Consider the following 21,775-nt stretch of genomic DNA (forward strand, 5'->3'; position numbering starts at 1 on the left):
TAAGGTAAAAGGGGTCAATTTTAGAATGCCGTTGACATAGCCAGCAGAATATTTCTGAAGCGGCACGTTTACTGGGGATTAGTCGGGCAACACTGGATTACCGGTTAAAGAAATATCAGATGGTTTAAAATTTCAGTAAATATTAGGACCAGCTGAAGATTGAGTGTCCTGTTTAATAGTTTTCCATTTATCCATATATACAAAAAACCCAGGAAGTAAACGCATACTTCCTGGGTTTGGTCAGATTTTTAAAACTTAATACAAAATTTGTCCATTTTGCAGTAATTGCTCAAGATTAGTAGCGACACCCGTTAAAGTTACTAGTGATGTAGCAGAGAATGCCTCTCCACTTCCATCACGATCGACCTTCACTAACGTATTGATTGTACTACCATCAGCAACCTGTTCTAACTGAATGAACTGTGCCATATAACTGAAATAAGCAGTTGCGTCATTTTCTAAAAGCGACTGAGCGTGCGCCTCATCAAATGAATCTGCAATCAATTCTGAAAGATCAAGCATATCTGCATCTGTGTCAAAAGCCACATTAGCGACTTTAAAGCCATTCCAGGTATCTTGACCATGTCCACCTGTTGCATCATTCGCCTGTAAATCGTAGATCACTACATCTTGAGCGCCGCTTGTAGATACAAATGTATCTGCACCCGCACCGCCATTTAAGATGTTAAGTCCAGAACCACCATGAATCGTGTCATCACCTGCACCACCATAAATCAGGTCATTGCCAGCACCGCCATGAATGACATCATTGCCTATGCCACCGTAAATCACATCATTATATGCACTGCCTGTGATTGTATCATCGCCATTGTAACCATAGATTAATACTGACCCACTTGCTGCTGACTGATCCAGATTTGTGTCGCTTTCATCGGTTCCTTCAACCAAATTCACGTCACCATTTAAACGATAGCTGGTTGTCGCCAAATCTAAGTCGAGTAACTTGCCCATCGTTTCTGTTGTGGTCAAATCATGGCTGTCTGTTGCACGGATTTGCATGGTATTAATAACGTCTAAGCTGAGTAGATCGCCATTTACAATTCCAAGATCACCCTCTTGAACCCCAATTTTAACAGTGGCTAAAAGCTGGTTAATCGCACTATTGCTAATATTTAGTTCTGTACTCGCACTAGTGATACGTAAGGTCGTTGTTGGCGCAATAAGCCCTAGAACACCTTCATTTTCGATGACTTCAACTTTTAGACCCAGCTCTTGTGCAAGTCTTGCTGACCAGCCAAATGTTGGTTTCGTTACATTGACCGCTACAATTTGTTGGAACTCAAGTTCTACTTTGCGTAAATCATTATTGATGTCATACACAAAAATATCTTGCTCACCTAAGTTAATCACACTTAATACATCTAGACCAACCAAACCAAGTAAAGAGGTATTTTTACCAAATACCCATGGCGCTTGGTTGTCTGGGTTATAGCCAAACGGCACTAACTCAGTTGTATCAAATGTGATTGCTGTAGTGTCGCTATCACCATCTGTATCGGTCACACTTAGATCAATGTCAGTTGAATTACTACCAATCACTTGATCAACCAATGCCACATCCAACTTGCCTTGTGCAATCAGATTTTGAATCACCTCATAATCTGAGTGTAAGTCGGCAGTAGTTTGTGAAGGAGTCGATTTAAATAAATTAACACCCTCAAGCACGATTACTTGATCCACTAAGTGAGTATGTGATGCTTCCTGATAACCACCGACAAACTCTCCTTCAGTACTAATCTGAATAATAGTTTGATCATTAACTTCGTCATAACTGAAATGTAAATAATTGGTCAGGTTACCTGGCATAAATCCTAAACGACCACCACCATTGAGCAGACCTTTCAGGTCCAGAATGTCACCGCCCAATACTGCTGAGTCTGCATTGAAGTCTTTAATGATGTCTGTCGCAATACCAATGGTCATGACCTGATCACCTTTTTCCCAACGGAAAGTATCCGACCCTTCACCACCATATAAAATATCGTGACCACGACCACCAATGATATAGTCGTCGCCTTCGTTACCCATTATGAGGTCATTACCGTTCCCACCATATAAGTGGTCACCTTCATTTCCACCATAGATTTTATCGGCACCGTCTAAGCCATAAATAGACCACGCTTCTAATGCACCATCTTTAGTTAAGGTTGAACCACGTCCAGCACTATCAACCAAAATGGTAGAAACCGTTTCACCAGATAACAAATCATTGAGTAAGCCAACATTTGCTAATTCCACTGATTCTTTCGTAGCAAGCGTAGCTCCATCCTGAGCATAAGCTGTAATAGAAGTCCAAGGAAGAATACCAACATTTAATAGTTCTGAAAGACCACCTTGAATACCCACCGTACTAAGTAGTTGATTAACTTTAAAGGTATCTAATGGCTGATTATTCTGAGCTTTAATCTCTAATGTCGCCTGACCAATACCTAAAACAGCGGATGTTAAAGTGATATTGAAACCGAATTCATTTGCCAAAATTGTGTTATAGCTGAACTTTTTCGGATCAGCGAGTAAACTACCTAATAAACCGCCTACATTAACAACATCACCCAAAGCAATTTTAACAGCATAAATACCATCACCTTGTACAGCAAACAGTTGGCTATTTTCAAACTCAAGCAAGCCTGCAACGTCAACATTGAGTGCACCTAACAAGGTATTTGAACCACCTAAGCTCACCGCAACATGTACAGCGGTTAAATAATCTCCTGGTAATGGTGCAAAAATACTGTATTGGTAAGCGCCTGTATCTAAGTCAAACTTAATTAATTCACCACGCTCTGTAGTAATTAAAATCTGACCCGCACCCTCTACTGCAGGAATATGGTTATATGCCAAGACTTTGTCTGCAGTGCCCGTTGCTGTTTGAGTAATACTCTGATTCTCATAATCAATTTTGAAGATTGTGCCATCTACATTAATTTCAGCAGTTGTAATACCATCTGCACTGGTTTTAACAAGGGCGTTACCTTCAACAACATACGCATTGCTTAACGCTTCAGTACGATCTGCAGCAAGAACTGGCACATCATCTGTCACATTCACCGTAATGTATTGTGACTGAGTCACATCACCACGTGCGTTAGCAAAGTTCACCCGGACATCAAAGGCTAACTTATCATCAGTTACTGTGCTTGGTTCACCATGTTCAATCGCTTGACTTATGGTTACTGTGTATTCACCCGCATCATTGAGGGTAATACGAATAACTTCTACACCATCCGCGCTACCAATTAATTCCTGAGTATTTTGACCGGTCCAGCTAATCGGTGTGCCATTGACATACAATTCAGTCGCAGGTGCTTCTAAATATGCAGTACTAGTACCACTTGGCCAGCCAATAATTTCACCTGATGCAGAAATTGTGTCAGTATTTAATAAGCCAGCTTCTGAAAGTTCAACAACTGTATTTAGAACATCCGTATCTGCAAGTTTATAAGTCACTGTTGCAGTATCTGGTTCAGAAACATTGCCTGCTTTGTCAGTAACAGTGGCACTAATATCTAGTACCTGAAGATCTGTTAATGGCAGTGAAGATAATTGTTCTGGTGTTAAAGTTAAGCTCCAAATAGGTAATGCTGTTTCAGGATCAAGCGCTACCGTTGTGGTAAGCGTTTCATCTTCCACCGTAACAGTCACTGTTTCACCGACTTCTGCACCTTCTGCTGTACCTGTAATTGTCAGACCTTGATCTGCTTCAATAGCGGTTAAGACATTGTCCCCTGCGATTGGCTGATCAATGCTGATGACTGGTGCAACAGTATCAACCTTGATTGTATGTTGACTATCTGTACGAGTATTCTCTGCTAAATCGGTATTCTTGATGCTAACGTTATGGATGCCATCTGCAAGTGTCTGATTTGCTGCAGCTGTCCAGTTACCCTCTGCATCAGCTATAGCAGAGGCAACTATTTCTCCCTCAATTAAAATCTCAATAGCTGAATCTGGTTCAGCTGTACCCGACCAAGTTGGTGTTGAGTCATTGGTGGTATAAGCAGTTCCGATAGGAGTAAGCGCACCATCATCATCTGAAACAATATATGCGAGAGGGTCTAAACCAAGGTCTATCGTAAACTTACGTGAAGCAACCTCATTACTGTAAGTAAAAGGACTTGATGTAGTTCCTAGCCCACTACGGTTATCAAATAATACAACTTCATATTGGCCATTACCCCACTCTTCGATTTGACCCAGAGTCAACGATGCTGTCCAATTTTGAGACGTACCTCCAGAACCAGTTGTAAACGTATATACAGGACTATTTACACGAGCACCATTTTCATCAAGACTGTAAATAACCCCATAATCTGTTATATCAGCAAATGCTGTTATATCAGATATACCAATAATCGACTCTCCATCGCTTGCTTCTTGCCCATTAATAATGTCATCACCTGCAATTACATAAATCGCATCGGCTACTGTTAAGGAAGCAATATTCGTTTCCGTAACAGTCGCTGTATTACCTGCAATATCCGTTGCTGTCGCTGTAATCGTGATGGTTGTATCTGCATCCCCATCCGCTGTAGTTGTAGAATCTGGTGGACTAATTAATTGAGTCCAATGACCAGTTACGTCTGTGGTTGTCTCAAAGGTTTTAGCAATACCCTCGACTGTAAAAGTAACTGTACTATTTGGTTCAGCTGTACCTTGAACTACATAACCATTTGCTTTGTCATAGCTTGTGATCTGTGTTGGACTTGTGACTGTGATACTAGTAGAGGTATCCAAAGTCACATCTTGCGCTAAAACACCTTGACTGACATTACCCGCAGAATCACGTTGTTCAACAATAATGCTATCCACAGGATAGAAACGATCATTTGGTAATTCAAATGAGTTTGTAGTTGAATCAAGCCATGTAGCAGACCAAGTATTCCCACCATCAGTACTATAACGCCACGTATTACCCGCTGTAATACCTACATTTACAGTTGCATCGGAAGTAATACCATCGCTACCTGATACTCCAGTATCAGTTGCAAGACTTACTGTCGGAGCATCTGGAACTTGCGTATCGCCCGTAATGTTCGTATTTTCGTATACACCACCCACAAGTTGTTGCAGCTGGCCTGCTTCACCCAGTTTACCTGTCGTTGCACTGACATAACTGCCCGCAGCAACAGTAATATTTGCCTCTAAGGCATCAGTTACAGTCGGTGTAAAAATCGCCGTATACACTCGTGGATTATTTAAATCCTGAGTCAGATTAGACAGTGTACCTGCGCCATTTGTACTAGCATCAGACAACTCAAAACCATTCACCAACTCTGAGAAAGTAAAGGTAATTAAAGTTGTTTGACCTGCGACAACCGAATAGTTATCTGAAGTAATGAGCACAGTCGGAGCATCAGCAAAATTGATTAAGTCCGTAGCCGTAGCAGCTCCGGCAGGGTTCCCCGCCAAATCAGTAAATGCATCAGCAGGTAAAGTTACTGTGATATCACCATAATAAGCGTCAGTTGGTGTGAACTGAATTTGACCACCTACAACGTCAAAATTACCTTCAACCGAAGCTCCCAATTTTGCCGCAATATCATTTAACGTTGCTTGTGTATTATTTAAATACAATGGCTCTGTAGGTGTAACGGTTACAATGCCATTTTCTAAGATAGTAATGGCTACACTTGGAGCTTGTGTATCTAAAGTCACATTATCCACAAGTTCAGCAGTATTACCTGCTAGATCGGTTGCCGTACCCGTCACTGAAATTTCACCATCAGTTAACGCAGCCAATTGTTCAGGAGTTAAATCAATTGACCATTGACCAGTTGAATCAGCAGTTGTTGTGAATGGTGATGTAATCCCCTCAACTTTAATATTGAGTGTTGAGCCAGGTTCTGCGGTGCCTATAAGTTTGACAGTCTCTGTAGACTCAAGCACATTGATGAACATGTCATTAAGCAAAATTTCGCTTAAAAGAAGTGTATCTAAAGGCTGAACGCTGTCTAAGGTAACTGTACCTGCTGTAGTATCCACCAAGATACTATCTTGAAGACGTTCTGTTTGACCCGTAGCATTAATGCCCGTTACCACAAGAATATTTTCACCTTCACGTGCATTGACTGATACTGTGATTTTCGTGGCATCTATATCTGTTTGATTCAAGACATAGTTATAACCATTGACTGAAATCAAGTCACCTACAGCAGCATCAATTCCCAGCTTAACATCAAGCTGAATTTGACCATCATTGCCTAATTCAAATGCATTAATGACATCATCAGCATTCAAGTCATCTACTACAACCACGGATTCAATTAGATCGACTAAGGCTGTATTTTCTGAAATAAATACAAGTGATGGATCACTATCATTACCTGCACTGTCTTCAGCATAAATGATAGCTGCACTTACACCTTCTTTTACTAGAGGATTAAATGGTCCATTTATGTCCGCAAAACTCCAAGTACCATCTGGACCAACAGTTGTTTCATATGCCTGACCATCTGCAATCACAATAACTTTCGCGTTTGGTTCTGCTGTACCACTTAACTGCGTTTCATCATTTAGCAAAATGACTGGTAAATCTGGTGCTGTCGTATCAGCGGCTCCCACTAACGTAAAGCTATCAGAAATTTCACCTAGTGCATTTGTTACATAAATTGAACCGATTTCCCCTGCTAAAGGATTTGGTGAAATTGTGAATGTGCCATCTTCAACAAGAATTTGCTCAATCACATTTCCTGACCCATCAAGAATTACAACAGTTTCTCCAACTTTTGCTGTACCAGCTAAGGTCATTTCAGAGTTTTCTGTGATTACTGGTTTTGTAAGGACGTAGGCGTCTTTGCCATCGCTACCGTTTAATGAAGCCAGCCATGCCGCTTCGTCCATCAACGATTCAGCTGCCAAGTAATCCGCATATGTGCCTGTCGGTGCTGGATCCTGGGCTGACCACTGTGCTTCAGTTAAACCACCTGCATTTATCACATAAACGTCATACGCAGATAGTCCATCTACGCCATCAGCACCGTCTTTACCAGTAATTGATTGTAGGAAGTCTTCTAAGGTCTTATCTTCGTTGCCTTCGATAGACTGCCATACTTCAAATGCAGACAAACCAGCATCACCCTTGTCACCCTTATCGCCTTTTTCACCTTTCAGTGAAGCGATGAAGTCTTCTAGGGTTTTGTTCTCGTTACCCTCAATTGATTGCCAGATCTCTAGGGCAGACTTACCGTCTTCGCCTTTTAGACCATCTTTACCGTCTTTACCTGTAATAGATTCGATAAAGTCTTCAACAGTCTTATCTTCGTTGCCTTCGATAGACTGCCATACTTCAAATGCAGACTGGCCATCAGCACCGTCTTTACCAGTAATTGATTGTAGGAAGTCTTCTAAGGTCTTATCTTCGTTGCCTTCGATAGACTGCCATACTTCAAATGCAGACAAACCAGCATCACCCTTGTCACCCTTATCGCCTTTTTCACCTTTCAGTGAAGCGATGAAGTCTTCTAGGGTTTTGTTCTCGTTACCCTCAATTGATTGCCAGATCTCTAGGGCAGACTTACCGTCTTCGCCTTTTAGACCATCTTTACCGTCTTTACCTGTAATAGATTCGATAAAGTCTTCAACAGTCTTATCTTCGTTGCCTTCGATAGACTGCCATACTTCAAATGCAGACTGGCCATCAGCACCGTCTTTACCAGTAATTGATTGTAGGAAGTCTTCTAAGGTCTTATCTTCGTTGCCTTCGATAGACTGCCATACTTCAAATGCAGACAAACCAGCATCACCCTTGTCACCCTTATCGCCTTTTTCACCTTTCAGTGAAGCGATGAAGTCTTCTAGGGTTTTGTTCTCGTTACCCTCAATTGATTGCCAGATCTCTAGGGCAGACTTACCGTCTTCGCCTTTTAGACCATCTTTACCGTCTTTACCTGTAATAGATTCGATAAAGTCTTCAACAGTCTTATCTTCGTTGCCTTCGATAGACTGCCATACTTCAAATGCAGACTGGCCATCAGCACCGTCTTTACCAGTAATTGATTGTAGGAAGTCTTCTAAGGTCTTATCTTCGTTGCCTTCGATAGACTGCCATACTTCAAATGCAGACAAACCAGCATCACCCTTGTCACCCTTATCGCCTTTTTCACCTTTCAGTGAAGCGATGAAGTCTTCTAGGGTTTTGTTCTCGTTACCCTCAATTGATTGCCAGATCTCTAGGGCAGACTTACCGTCTTCGCCTTTTAGACCATCTTTACCGTCTTTACCTGTAATAGATTCGATAAAGTCTTCAACAGTCTTATCTTCGTTGCCTTCGATAGACTGCCATACTTCAAATGCAGACTGGCCATCAGCACCGTCTTTACCAGTAATTGATTGTAGGAAGTCTTCTAAGGTCTTATCTTCGTTGCCTTCGATAGACTGCCATACTTCAAATGCAGACAAACCAGCATCACCCTTGTCACCCTTATCGCCTTTTTCACCTTTCAGTGAAGCGATGAAGTCTTCTAGGGTTTTGTTCTCGTTACCCTCAATTGATTGCCAGATCTCTAGGGCAGACTTACCGTCTTCGCCTTTTAGACCATCTTTACCGTCTTTACCTGTAATAGATTCGATAAAGTCTTCAACAGTCTTATCTTCGTTGCCTTCGATAGACTGCCATACTTCAAATGCAGACTGGCCATCAGCACCGTCTTTACCAGTAATTGATTGTAGGAAGTCTTCTAAGGTCTTATCTTCGTTGCCTTCGATAGACTGCCATACTTCAAATGCAGACAAACCAGCATCACCCTTGTCACCCTTATCGCCTTTTTCACCTTTCAGTGAAGCGATGAAGTCTTCTAGGGTTTTGTTCTCGTTACCCTCAATTGATTGCCAGATCTCTAGGGCAGACTTACCGTCTTCGCCTTTTAGACCATCTTTACCGTCTTTACCTGTAATAGATTCGATAAAGTCTTCAACAGTCTTATCTTCGTTGCCTTCGATAGACTGCCATACTTCAAATGCAGACTGGCCATCAGCACCGTCTTTACCAGTAATTGATTGTAGGAAGTCTTCTAAGGTCTTATCTTCGTTGCCTTCGATAGACTGCCATACTTCAAATGCAGACAAACCAGCATCACCCTTGTCACCCTTATCGCCTTTTTCACCTTTCAGTGAAGCGATGAAGTCTTCTAGGGTTTTGTTCTCGTTACCCTCAATTGATTGCCAGATCTCTAGGGCAGACTTACCGTCTTCGCCTTTTAGACCATCTTTACCGTCTTTACCTGTAATAGATTCGATAAAGTCTTCAACAGTCTTATCTTCGTTGCCTTCGATAGACTGCCATACTTCAAATGCAGACTGGCCATCAGCACCGTCTTTACCAGTAATTGATTGTAGGAAGTCTTCTAAGGTCTTATCTTCGTTGCCTTCGATAGACTGCCATACTTCAAATGCAGACAAACCAGCATCACCCTTGTCACCCTTATCGCCTTTTTCACCTTTCAGTGAAGCGATGAAGTCTTCTAGGGTTTTGTTCTCGTTACCCTCAATTGATTGCCAGATCTCTAGGGCAGACTTACCGTCTTCGCCTTTTAGACCATCTTTACCGTCTTTACCTGTAATAGATTCGATAAAGTCTTCAACAGTCTTATCTTCGTTGCCTTCGATAGACTGCCATACTTCAAATGCAGACTGGCCATCAGCACCGTCTTTACCAGTAATTGATTGTAGGAAGTCTTCTAAGGTCTTATCTTCGTTGCCTTCGATAGACTGCCATACTTCAAATGCAGACAAACCAGCATCACCCTTGTCACCCTTATCGCCTTTTTCACCTTTCAGTGAAGCGATGAAGTCTTCTAGGGTTTTGTTCTCGTTACCCTCAATTGATTGCCAGATCTCTAGGGCAGACTTACCGTCTTCGCCTTTTAGACCATCTTTACCGTCTTTACCTGTAATAGATTCGATAAAGTCTTCAACAGTCTTATCTTCGTTGCCTTCGATAGACTGCCATACTTCAAATGCAGACTGGCCATCAGCACCGTCTTTACCAGTAATTGATTGTAGGAAGTCTTCTAAGGTCTTATCTTCGTTGCCTTCGATAGACTGCCATACTTCAAATGCAGACAAACCAGCATCACCCTTGTCACCCTTATCGCCTTTTTCACCTTTCAGTGAAGCGATGAAGTCTTCTAGGGTTTTGTTCTCGTTACCCTCAATTGATTGCCAGATCTCTAGGGCAGACTTACCGTCTTCGCCTTTTAGACCATCTTTACCGTCTTTACCTGTAATAGATTCGATAAAGTCTTCAACAGTCTTATCTTCGTTGCCTTCGATAGACTGCCATACTTCAAATGCAGACTGGCCATCAGCACCGTCTTTACCAGTAATTGATTGTAGGAAGTCTTCTAAGGTCTTATCTTCGTTGCCTTCGATAGACTGCCATACTTCAAATGCAGACAAACCAGCATCACCCTTGTCACCCTTATCGCCTTTTTCACCTTTCAGTGAAGCGATGAAGTCTTCTAGGGTTTTGTTCTCGTTACCCTCAATTGATTGCCAGATCTCTAGGGCAGACTTACCGTCTTCGCCTTTTAGACCATCTTTACCGTCTTTACCTGTAATAGATTCGATAAAGTCTTCAACAGTCTTATCTTCGTTGCCTTCGATAGACTGCCATACTTCAAATGCAGACTGGCCATCAGCACCGTCTTTACCAGTAATTGATTGTAGGAAGTCTTCTAAGGTCTTATCTTCGTTGCCTTCGATAGACTGCCATACTTCAAATGCAGACAAACCAGCATCACCCTTGTCACCCTTATCGCCTTTTTCACCTTTCAGTGAAGCGATGAAGTCTTCTAGGGTTTTGTTCTCGTTACCCTCAATTGATTGCCAGATCTCTAGGGCAGACTTACCGTCTTCGCCTTTTAGACCATCTTTACCGTCTTTACCTGTAATAGATTCGATAAAGTCTTCAACAGTCTTATCTTCGTTGCCTTCGATAGACTGCCATACTTCAAATGCAGACTGGCCATCAGCACCGTCTTTACCAGTAATTGATTGTAGGAAGTCTTCTAAGGTCTTATCTTCGTTGCCTTCGATAGACTGCCATACTTCAAATGCAGACAAACCAGCATCACCCTTGTCACCCTTATCGCCTTTTTCACCTTTCAGTGAAGCGATGAAGTCTTCTAGGGTTTTGTTCTCGTTACCCTCAATTGATTGCCAGATCTCTAGGGCAGACTTACCGTCTTCGCCTTTTAGACCATCTTTACCGTCTTTACCTGTAATAGATTCGATAAAGTCTTCAACAGTCTTATCTTCGTTGCCTTCGATAGACTGCCATACTTCAAATGCAGACTGGCCATCAGCACCGTCTTTACCAGTAATTGATTGTAGGAAGTCTTCTAAGGTCTTATCTTCGTTGCCTTCGATAGACTGCCATACTTCAAATGCAGACAAACCAGCATCACCCTTGTCACCCTTATCGCCTTTTTCACCTTTCAGTGAAGCGATGAAGTCTTCTAGGGTTTTGTTCTCGTTACCCTCAATTGATTGCCAGATCTCTAGGGCAGACTTACCGTCTTCGCCTTTTAGACCATCTTTACCGTCTTTACCTGTAATAGATTCGATAAAGTCTTCAACAGTCTTATCTTCGTTGCCTTCGATAGACTGCCATACTTCAAATGCAGACTGGCCATCAGCACCGTCTTTACCAGTAATTGATTGTAGGAAGTCTTCTAAGGTCTTATCTTCGTTGCCTTCGATAGACTGCCATACTTCAAATGCAGACAAACCAGCATCACCCTTGTCACCCTTATCGCCTTTTTCACCTTTCAGTGAAGCGATGAAGTCTTCTAGGGTTTTGTTCTCGTTACCCTCAATTGATTGCCAGATCTCTAGGGCAGACTTACCGTCTTCGCCTTTTAGACCATCTTTACCGTCTTTACCTGTAATAGATTCGATAAAGTCTTCAACAGTCTTATCTTCGTTGCCTTCGATAGACTGCCATACTTCAAATGCAGACTGGCCATCAGCACCGTCTTTACCAGTAATTGATTGTAGGAAGTCTTCTAAGGTCTTATCTTCGTTGCCTTCGATAGACTGCCATACTTCAAATGCAGACAAACCAGCATCACCCTTGTCACCCTTATCGCCTTTTTCACCTTTCAGTGAAGCGATGAAGTCTTCTAGGGTTTTGTTCTCGTTACCCTCAATTGATTGCCAGATCTCTAGGGCAGACTTACCGTCTTCGCCTTTTAGACCATCTTTACCGTCTTTACCTGTAATAGATTCGATAAAGTCTTCAACAGTCTTATCTTCGTTGCCTTCGATAGACTGCCATACTTCAAATGCAGACTGGCCATCAGCACCGTCTTTACCAGTAATTGATTGTAGGAAGTCTTCTAAGGTCTTATCTTCGTTGCCTTCGATAGACTGCCATACTTCAAATGCAGACAAACCAGCATCACCCTTGTCACCCTTATCGCCTTTTTCACCTTTCAGTGAAGCGATGAAGTCTTCTAGGGTTTTGTTCTCGTTACCCTCAATTGATTGCCAGATCTCTAGGGCAGACTTACCGTCTTCGCCTTTTAGACCATCTTTACCGTCTTTACCTGTAATAGATTCGATAAAGTCTTCAACAGTCTTATCTTCGTTGCCTTCGATAGACTGCCATACTTCAAATGCAGACTGGCCATCAGCACCGTCTTTACCAGTAATTGATTGTAGGAAGTCTTCTAAGGTCTTATCTTCGTTGCCTTCGATAGACTGCCATACTTCAAATGCAGACAAACCAGCATCACCCTTGTCACCCTTATCGCCTTTTTCACCTTTCAGTGAAGCGATGAAGTCTTCTAGGGTTTTGTTCTCGTTACCCTCAATTGATTGCCAGATCTCTAGGGCAGACTTACCGTCTTCGCCTTTTAGACCATCTTTACCGTCTTTACCTGTAATAGATTCGATAAAGTCTTCAACAGTCTTATCTTCGTTGCCTTCGATAGACTGCCATACTTCAAATGCAGACTGGCCATCAGCACCGTCTTTACCAGTAATTGATTGTAGGAAGTCTTCTAAGGTCTTATCTTCGTTGCCTTCGATAGACTGCCATACTTCAAATGCAGACAAACCAGCATCACCCTTGTCACCCTTATCGCCTTTTTCACCTTTCAGTGAAGCGATGAAGTCTTCTAGGGTTTTGTTCTCGTTACCCTCAATTGATTGCCAGATCTCTAGGGCAGACTTACCGTCTTCGCCTTTTAGACCATCTTTACCGTCTTTACCTGTAATAGATTCGATAAAGTCTTCAACAGTCTTATCTTCGTTGCCTTCGATAGACTGCCATACTTCAAATGCAGACTGGCCATCAGCACCGTCTTTACCAGTAATTGATTGTAGGAAGTCTTCTAAGGTCTTATCTTCGTTGCCTTCGATAGACTGCCATACTTCAAATGCAGACAAACCAGCATCACCCTTGTCACCCTTATCGCCTTTTTCACCTTTCAGTGAAGCGATGAAGTCTTCTAGGGTTTTGTTCTCGTTACCCTCAATTGATTGCCAGATCTCTAGGGCAGACTTACCGTCTTCGCCTTTTAGACCATCTTTACCGTCTTTACCTGTAATAGATTCGATAAAGTCTTCAACAGTCTTATCTTCGTTGCCTTCGATAGACTGCCATACTTCAAATGCAGACTGGCCATCAGCACCGTCTTTACCAGTAATTGATTGTAGGAAGTCTTCTAAGGTCTTATCTTCGTTGCCTTCGATAGACTGCCATACTTCAAATGCAGACAAACCAGCATCACCCTTGTCACCCTTATCGCCTTTTTCACCTTTCAGTGAAGCGATGAAGTCTTCTAGGGTTTTGTTCTCGTTACCCTCAATTGATTGCCAGATCTCTAGGGCAGACTTACCGTCTTCGCCTTTTAGACCATCTTTACCGTCTTTACCTGTAATAGATTCGATAAAGTCTTCAACAGTCTTATCTTCGTTGCCTTCGATAGACTGCCATACTTCAAATGCAGACAAACCAGCATCACCCTTGTCACCCTTATCGCCTTTTTCACCTTTCAGTGAAGCGATGAAGTCTTCTAGGGTTTTGTTCTCGTTACCCTCAATTGATTGCCAGATCTCTAGGGCAGACTTACCGTCTTCGCCTTTTAGACCATCTTTACCGTCTTTACCTGTAATAGATTCGATAAAGTCTTCAACAGTCTTATCTTCGTTGCCTTCGATAGACTGCCATACTTCAAATGCAGACTGGCCATCAGCACCGTCTTTACCAGTAATTGATTGTAGGAAGTCTTCTAAGGTCTTATCTTCGTTGCCTTCGATAGACTGCCATACTTCAAATGCAGACAAACCAGCATCACCCTTGTCACCCTTATCGCCTTTTTCACCTTTCAGTGAAGCGATGAAGTCTTCTAGGGTTTTGTTCTCGTTACCCTCAATTGATTGCCAGATCTCTAGGGCAGACTTACCGTCTTCGCCTTTTAGACCATCTTTACCGTCTTTACCTGTAATAGATTCGATAAAGTCTTCAACAGTCTTATCTTCGTTGCCTTCGATAGACTGCCATACTTCAAATGCAGACTGGCCATCAGCACCGTCTTTACCAGTAATTGATTGTAGGAAGTCTTCTAAGGTCTTATCTTCGTTGCCTTCGATAGACTGCCATACTTCAAATGCAGACAAACCAGCATCACCCTTGTCACCCTTATCGCCTTTTTCACCTTTCAGTGAAGCGATGAAGTCTTCTAGGGTTTTGTTCTCGTTACCCTCAATTGATTGCCAGATCTCTAGGGCAGACTTACCGTCTTCGCCTTTTAGACCATCTTTACCGTCTTTACCTGTAATAGATTCGATAAAGTCTTCAACAGTCTTATCTTCGTTGCCTTCGATAGACTGCCATACTTCAAATGCAGACTGGCCATCAGCACCGTCTTTACCAGTAATTGATTGTAGGAAGTCTTCTAAGGTCTTATCTTCGTTGCCTTCGATAGACTGCCATACTTCAAATGCAGACAAACCAGCATCACCCTTGTCACCCTTATCGCCTTTTTCACCTTTCAGTGAAGCGATGAAGTCTTCTAGGGTTTTGTTCTCGTTACCCTCAATTGATTGCCAGATCTCTAGGGCAGACTTACCGTCTTCGCCTTTTAGACCATCTTTACCGTCTTTACCTGTAATAGATTCGATAAAGTCTTCAACAGTCTTATCTTCGTTGCCTTCGATAGACTGCCATACTTCAAATGCAGACTGGCCATCAGCACCGTCTTTACCAGTAATTGATTGTAGGAAGTCTTCTAAGGTCTTATCTTCGTTGCCTTCGATAGACTGCCATACTTCAAATGCAGACAAACCAGCATCACCCTTGTCACCCTTATCGCCTTTTTCACCTTTCAGTGAAGCGATGAAGTCTTCTAGGGTTTTGTTCTCGTTACCCTCAATTGATTGCCAGATCTCTAGGGCAGACTTACCGTCTTCGCCTTTTAGACCATCTTTACCGTCTTTACCTGTAATAGATTCGATAAAGTCTTCAACAGTCTTATCTTCGTTGCCTTCGATAGACTGCCATACTTCAAATGCAGACTGGCCATCAGCACCGTCTTTACCAGTAATTGATTGTAGGAAGTCTTCTAAGGTCTTATCTTCGTTGCCTTCGATAGACTGCCATACTTCAAATGCAGACAAACCAGCATCACCCTTGTCACCCTTATCGCCTTTTTCACCTTTCAGTGAAGCGATGAAGTCTTCTAGGGTTTTGTTCTCGTTACCCTCAATTGATTGCCAGATCTCTAGGGCAGACTTACCGTCTTCGCCTTTTAGACCATCTTTACCGTCTTTACCTGTAATAGATTCGATAAAGTCTTCAACAGTCTTATCTTCGTTGCCTTCGATAGACTGCCATACTTCAAATGCAGACTGGCCATCAGCACCGTCTTTACCAGTAATTGATTGTAGGAAGTCTTCTAAGGTCTTATCTTCGTTGCCTTCGATAGACTGCCATACTTCAAATGCAGACAAACCAGCATCACCCTTGTCACCCTTATCGCCTTTTTCACCTTTCAGTGAAGCGATGAAGTCTTCTAGGGTTTTGTTCTCGTTACCCTCAATTGATTGCCAGATCTCTAGGGCAGACTTACCGTCTTCGCCTTTTAGACCATCTTTACCGTCTTTACCTGTAATAGATTCGATAAAGTCTTCAACAGTCTTATCTTCGTTGCCTTCGATAGACTGCCATACTTCAAATGCAGACTGGCCATCAGCACCGTCTTTACCAGTAATTGATTGTAGGAAGTCTTCTAAGGTCTTATCTTCGTTGCCTTCGATAGACTGCCATACTTCAAATGCAGACAAACCAGCATCACCCTTGTCACCCTTATCGCCTTTTTCACCTTTCAGTGAAGCGATGAAGTCTTCTAGGGTTTTGTTCTCGTTACCCTCAATTGATTGCCAGATCTCTAGGGCAGACTTACCGTCTTCGCCTTTTAGACCATCTTTACCGTCTTTACCTGTAATAGATTCGATAAAGTCTTCAACAGTCTTATCTTCGTTGCCTTCGATAGACTGCCATACTTCAAATGCAGACTGGCCATCAGCACCGTCTTTACCAGTAATTGATTGTAGGAAGTCTTCTAAGGTCTTATCTTCGTTGCCTTCGATAGACTGCCATACTTCAAATGCAGACAAACCAGCATCACCCTTGTCACCCTTATCGCCTTTTTCACCTTTCAGTGAAGCGATGAAGTCTTCTAGGGTTTTGTTCTCGTTACCCTCAATTGATTGCCAGATCTCTAGGGCAGACTTACCGTCTTCGCCTTTTAGACCATCTTTACCGTCTTTACCTGTAATAGATTCGATAAAGTCTTCAACAGTCTTATCTTCGTTGCCTTCGATAGACTGCCATACTTCAAATGCAGACTGGCCATCAGCACCGTCTTTACCAGTAATTGATTGTAGGAAGTCTTCTAAGGTCTTATCTTCGTTGCCTTCGATAGACTGCCATACTTCAAATGCAGACAAACCAGCATCACCCTTGTCACCCTTATCGCCTTTTTCACCTTTCAGTGAAGCGATGAAGTCTTCTAGGGTTTTGTTCTCGTTACCCTCAATTGATTGCCAGATCTCTAGGGCAGACTTACCGTCTTCGCCTTTTAGACCATCTTTACCGTCTTACCTGTAATAGATTCGATAAAGTCTTCAACAGTCTTATCTTCGTTGCCTTCGATAGACTGCCATACTTCAAATGCAGACTGGCCATCAGCACCGTCTTTACCAGTAATTGATTGTAGGAAGTCTTCTAAGGTCTTATCTTCGTTGCCTTCGATAGACTGCCATACTTCAAATGCAGACAAACCAGCATCACCCTTGTCACCCTTATCGCCTTTTTCACCTTTCAGTGAAGCGATGAAGTCTTCTAGGGTTTTGTTCTCGTTACCCTCAATTGATTGCCAGATCTCTAGGGCAGACTTACCGTCTTCGCCTTTTAGACCATCTTTACCGTCTTTACCTGTAATAGATTCGATAAAGTCTTCAACAGTCTTATCTTCGTTGCCTTCGATAGACTGCCATACTTCAAATGCAGACTGGCCATCAGCACCGTCTTTACCAGTAATTGATTGTAGGAAGTCTTCTAAGGTCTTATCTTCGTTGCCTTCGATAGACTGCCATACTTCAAATGCAGACAAACCAGCATCACCCTTGTCACCCTTATCGCCTTTTTCACCTTTCAGTGAAGCGATGAAGTCTTCTAGGGTTTTGTTCTCGTTACCCTCAATTGATTGCCAGATCTCTAGGGCAGACTTACCGTCTTCGCCTTTTAGACCATCTTTACCGTCTTTACCTGTAATAGATTCGATAAAGTCTTCAACAGTCTTATCTTCGTTGCCTTCGATAGACTGCCATACTTCAAATGCAGACAAACCAGCATCACCCTTGTCACCCTTATCGCCTTTTTCACCTTTCAGTGAAGCGATGAAGTCTTCTAGGGTTTTGTTCTCGTTACCCTCAATTGATTGCCAGATCTCTAGGGCAGACTTACCGTCTTCGCCTTTTAGACCATCTTTACCGTCTTTACCTGTAATAGATTCGATAAAGTCTTCAACAGTCTTATCTTCGTTGCCTTCGATAGACTGCCATACTTCAAATGCAGACTGGCCATCAGCACCTTTTAGATAGTCAATTAAGTCCGTGACAGTGGCATTTGGTGGCAATTTGCCAGCTTCTATGAGTACATCAAGTATAGATTTCCCGTCTGCACCTGTTGCCCCCTTATCGCCTTTAGAAGAATCCTTATTTACAACCGCGGCCAGTCCAGCTAAAGGAATGAGTGCTAATAACCAATACGGATTAAAAGTGTAAGCAGCATCAACCAATGGCTCTCCTCCGAGTGCCTGCCCAGCAGCTACTTCATCTGCGAGCAAACTGACCGCATGTTCCTGTAAACCACTTTCTGGTACATAGGCGTAATAACTACCATTTTCATGCAAACCAATTAATAAATTGGTGCTTGTTCCATCTTGATTGTAATAATCTTCAATGATCAGATCCGTCTCAAATGGATGCTTTCTATCATCTTCAAAAGCCACATGCAGGTCATTGCCGACACGTTTTGTTTTGATATTTTCTGGCGCAAACTGGGTAGCAGCATCAATAAATTCATAGTTTACATTTTTCTTTGCCTCAATAATCACAGGCTGATCAGGTCCTTTTGTTGCCTGAAATGTTGAAATCACTTTGTTGGCATTGTGCAACTTAACAGTAATATTTTGATTTTGCATAATCATCATCCCAATCTTGTTACAACAAGAAGCATCAATATGTTTTTAAAAATTTAAATCTGGAAAAGTTGGTTTATTGCGCTTTAAAACCATATGTCACAACCTCTACACGGCGGTTCGGCAAGTTACATTCATCTCTGGCTGTTTTATTATTTGCAAAGCGAGCATCACAATCACTCACCACAAGCTCGTGCTCACCACGACCTTCTACCAAAATATTTGAATTCGTCACACCTTGCTGAATCAATAGATGTCTTACTGTCTGTGCACGTTGTAAGGAAAGTCTCTGGTTATATTCTTCTGAACCAACAGGATCGGTGTAACCAATTACCGCAATTTGTCCAATATGAACTGCATTTTTTTTGATTTCAGCTGCAATGACTGCAATCTCGCGCTGTCCTTGCGGTAACAGGTTTTGTGAATCTGCCTTGCCATAGGCAAATAATGCACTTGCAGCTAAAGTGTATTTTTTCACAACAGGCTGAGGGGCTTGAGCCTGCTGATACACTATTTTCGGACAAATACTGCTTTGTTCTAGGCGAGGCAGAGTATGAGTTTGTTCTTGTGTATGCTGTAGAGCTTGCTGAGCTTGCTGCTCGGTTAAAGGCTTAAGAGCCAGTTGATGATCATCGGCTTGAATGACCGAAAAATAATGTATGCGATTGTTGGTCAAATCAAAGGTGTTTTTTTGCTCACGCAGGATTGGATAATTTAGGTTGATATCAGTATATGCCACAGTGATATTGGTTGGCATTGCACATAACGGAATTGCTTTATAACCACCCGATTGTAAAGAGGTCAGGTATTTCCCCTCCACAAAAATATTCGCTGCCGTACCTTCTACAGCACCTGGCTCACGAATGAATACTGCCATTACCTGCTCTGAAGTCAAACTTTCAGTTGCAATTGCGGCATTTGGAATGAAGTTACGCCATTTTTCATTAGAAGATAACTGTCCAGTTGAACTACAACCGACTGCCAGCAATGAGAGACCTAAAATACTAACCAGCTTCTTTGCACCCATCGTCAAACCCCACGAATTTCACAAGTTTACTAAAACCTAGATTTAAGTTTTGCAAACAAAAGCCACAAAAATATAATTTCTGAGACAGAATTAACAATTACTCTTTCATAATAGTAAATAAAACAATAAAAATCTAACAAAAATCGAGGATTAAATATAATTTCTTCAAGATTTTTGTATTTTTAAATATGGCTCTAGACTAGCAGATTTGCACTTAGTTTTACCTAATGAGGTCCCACAACTCTGTTGCTAGCTCATTAGGCTCCCTCATCCAACGCCATTCTGTTTCTTTAAGATGATAATCAAAATACTCTTTTGATATACCGTTGAACTTTGCTAGCCTTCTTTTACAAAAGCTCCAGAATGATTCTATTCCATTTATATGACATTGTCCTCTGGCAAATTCATTCGCTCCATGATTTACTCTAAAATGCTTTGAGTAACCAACATCTACCAAACCATTGTATCCACGCCAACCATCACTATAAATTACACTTTCAAGTGCAACTTTACCTAAGATAACTTGTTGTAATGTAGTCTTTTTACAATCAGGGACTATTTCTGTATAAACTCGACCATTCCTTTCAAATATTCCAAATACAGGTTGTTTTAAAGTACCTCGACCTCGCTTCAATTTCCCATGAAAACCACGTTGTCTTTTTGCTCCAAAATAGCTCTCATCAACTTCAATAGAACCTACAAACTTTGCTCTTAAATCTGTTTGATGATCGTAGATTGCTTCTCTAAAAAGCATGTACCAATAGTTGATGGTATTACGGTTCAAGTTAAGCAATAAGGCTGTTTTAGAAGCAGGAATATCAATGCAAAAGCACTGAATAATTTTTTTAATCTTATATAGGACTTACGCATTGACGGATTCAAAAAAAGTATTAAAATACTTTATAAAGTATCTGTGATCAGACGAATTAAACATGCTTCTACAGCAACTTGTACATTACCCATTTATATGGGCTTTCTCATGACAGAACCGAACTCTATTAGCTGCACACAACTTACCGAGACTTATAATATCTCGCATGATAGTGTGGTATCGCTTTCTAGAGCGTGAAGACTACACACCTCACGACCTATATCAAGAATCAATTCAACATATTGATAATAATAAACTTATAGTCAGTATTGATGATACTGTTTTAGATAAACCATATAGTCAACATATGGACTTAGTTAGCTATTTTTGGTCAGGCAAACACCACCGATCCGTCAAGGGTATTAATCTCATTACCTTGTATGCGACAGATCAAAATGGTCAAAATATTCCAATTAATTTCCGAATTTATGACAAATCTGAAAGTAAAACCAAGAATGATTACTTTATAGATATGTTAAGTGAAGTACTCAGTTGGGGTGCAAAGATTCAATTTATTACAGGTGATAGTTGGTATTCATCGACTGGAAATCTAAAAACCATAAGAAAATATGGTATTCGATTTATGTTTGGTATCGACTGTAACCGTAAGGTTTCCCCAGAAAAAGGACAATGGTTTCAACTGCGTTTATTGCCAGATTTCCATCAGGGTCAAGTGGTTTGGCTCAAAGATTTTGGCTTTGTACAATTATTTAAGACTCAGTTAAAAGAACAGCAGAGGTTTTATATTGTACATCAAGATGAAGATGATTTATTGTCCTTTGAGGGTTTTCATGAATTACATTCAAGTCATTGGAAAATAGAGCAATATCACCTGGTTATTAAACAGGTTTGTCATATTGAAAAGTTTCAGGTAAGACGATCTAAACTGATTTTGAATCATATTTTTTCAGCCTTGATGGCCTACGTTGAGATACAAAAGAACCAGTTTGAGCGGATCTTTGAAAATGTATATCGTTGGCAGAAGAAATTATTTAGACCAATTATCAAAAGCTTCATTGATGACTTTATTCTCGATAAAAATCATCTGTTACCACAGAGAATCTTTAAATAATAGTGCGTAAGTCCTATAAAAATAAAATAATTAACAAATAGTCAATAAAAAAAAGCCAGGCTTAAAACCTGACT

Annotated in this window: 4 protein-coding genes and 2 pseudogenes; 2 read left to right on the top strand and 4 right to left on the bottom strand. The window is 41.5% G+C overall.

Annotation, left to right across the window (positions count from 1 at the left end; genetic code table 11):
- Positions 1-38 precede the first annotated feature (38 nt).
- Positions 39-128, top strand: a pseudogene (locus ACVLR6_RS09620) (helix-turn-helix domain-containing protein); the annotation flags it as partial.
- Between the two features lie 127 nt (positions 129-255).
- Here the strand turns inward: ACVLR6_RS09620 and ACVLR6_RS09625 are convergent.
- The 4 genes from ACVLR6_RS09625 to ACVLR6_RS09640 all read right to left on the bottom strand — a co-directional run bounded on the left by ACVLR6_RS09625 (position 256) and on the right by ACVLR6_RS09640 (position 20,608).
- Positions 256-16,977 (bottom strand): Ig-like domain-containing protein, encoded by a 16,722-nt coding sequence (locus tag ACVLR6_RS09625; RefSeq protein WP_455995089.1) that lies wholly within the window; start codon positions 16,975-16,977, stop codon positions 256-258.
- A 131-nt stretch (positions 16,978-17,108) separates the two neighbouring features.
- A complete protein-coding gene (locus ACVLR6_RS09630) occupies positions 17,109-18,734 on the bottom strand; it encodes a hypothetical protein (RefSeq protein WP_455995090.1) in 1,626 nt (541 codons plus the stop codon).
- 73 nt (positions 18,735-18,807) lie between these two features.
- On the bottom strand, positions 18,808-19,758 hold the full coding sequence (locus ACVLR6_RS09635) for an OmpA family protein (RefSeq protein WP_455995091.1): 951 nt from the start codon (positions 19,756-19,758) through the stop codon (positions 18,808-18,810).
- Between the two features lie 220 nt (positions 19,759-19,978).
- Positions 19,979-20,608, bottom strand: a complete 630-nt coding sequence (locus ACVLR6_RS09640) for an IS1595 family transposase (protein WP_311918438.1) — start codon at positions 20,606-20,608, stop codon at positions 19,979-19,981.
- Between the two features lie 63 nt (positions 20,609-20,671).
- On the opposite strand from ACVLR6_RS09640, the pseudogene ACVLR6_RS09645 reads away from it, so the two are divergent.
- Positions 20,672-21,701, top strand: a pseudogene (locus ACVLR6_RS09645) (IS701 family transposase).
- The last annotated feature ends 74 nt before the right edge of the window (positions 21,702-21,775 follow it).

Source organism: Acinetobacter sp. T63, assembly GCF_053852345.1.

What these genes read in the sequence shown, in the direction of transcription:
- ACVLR6_RS09630 (WP_455995090.1), bottom strand. Translation starts at nt 18,734, where the DNA reads ATGCAAAATCAAAATATTACTGTTAAGTTGCACAATGCCAACAAAGTG.
- ACVLR6_RS09635 (WP_455995091.1), bottom strand. Translation starts at nt 19,758, where the DNA reads ATGGGTGCAAAGAAGCTGGTTAGTATTTTAGGTCTCTCATTGCTGGCA.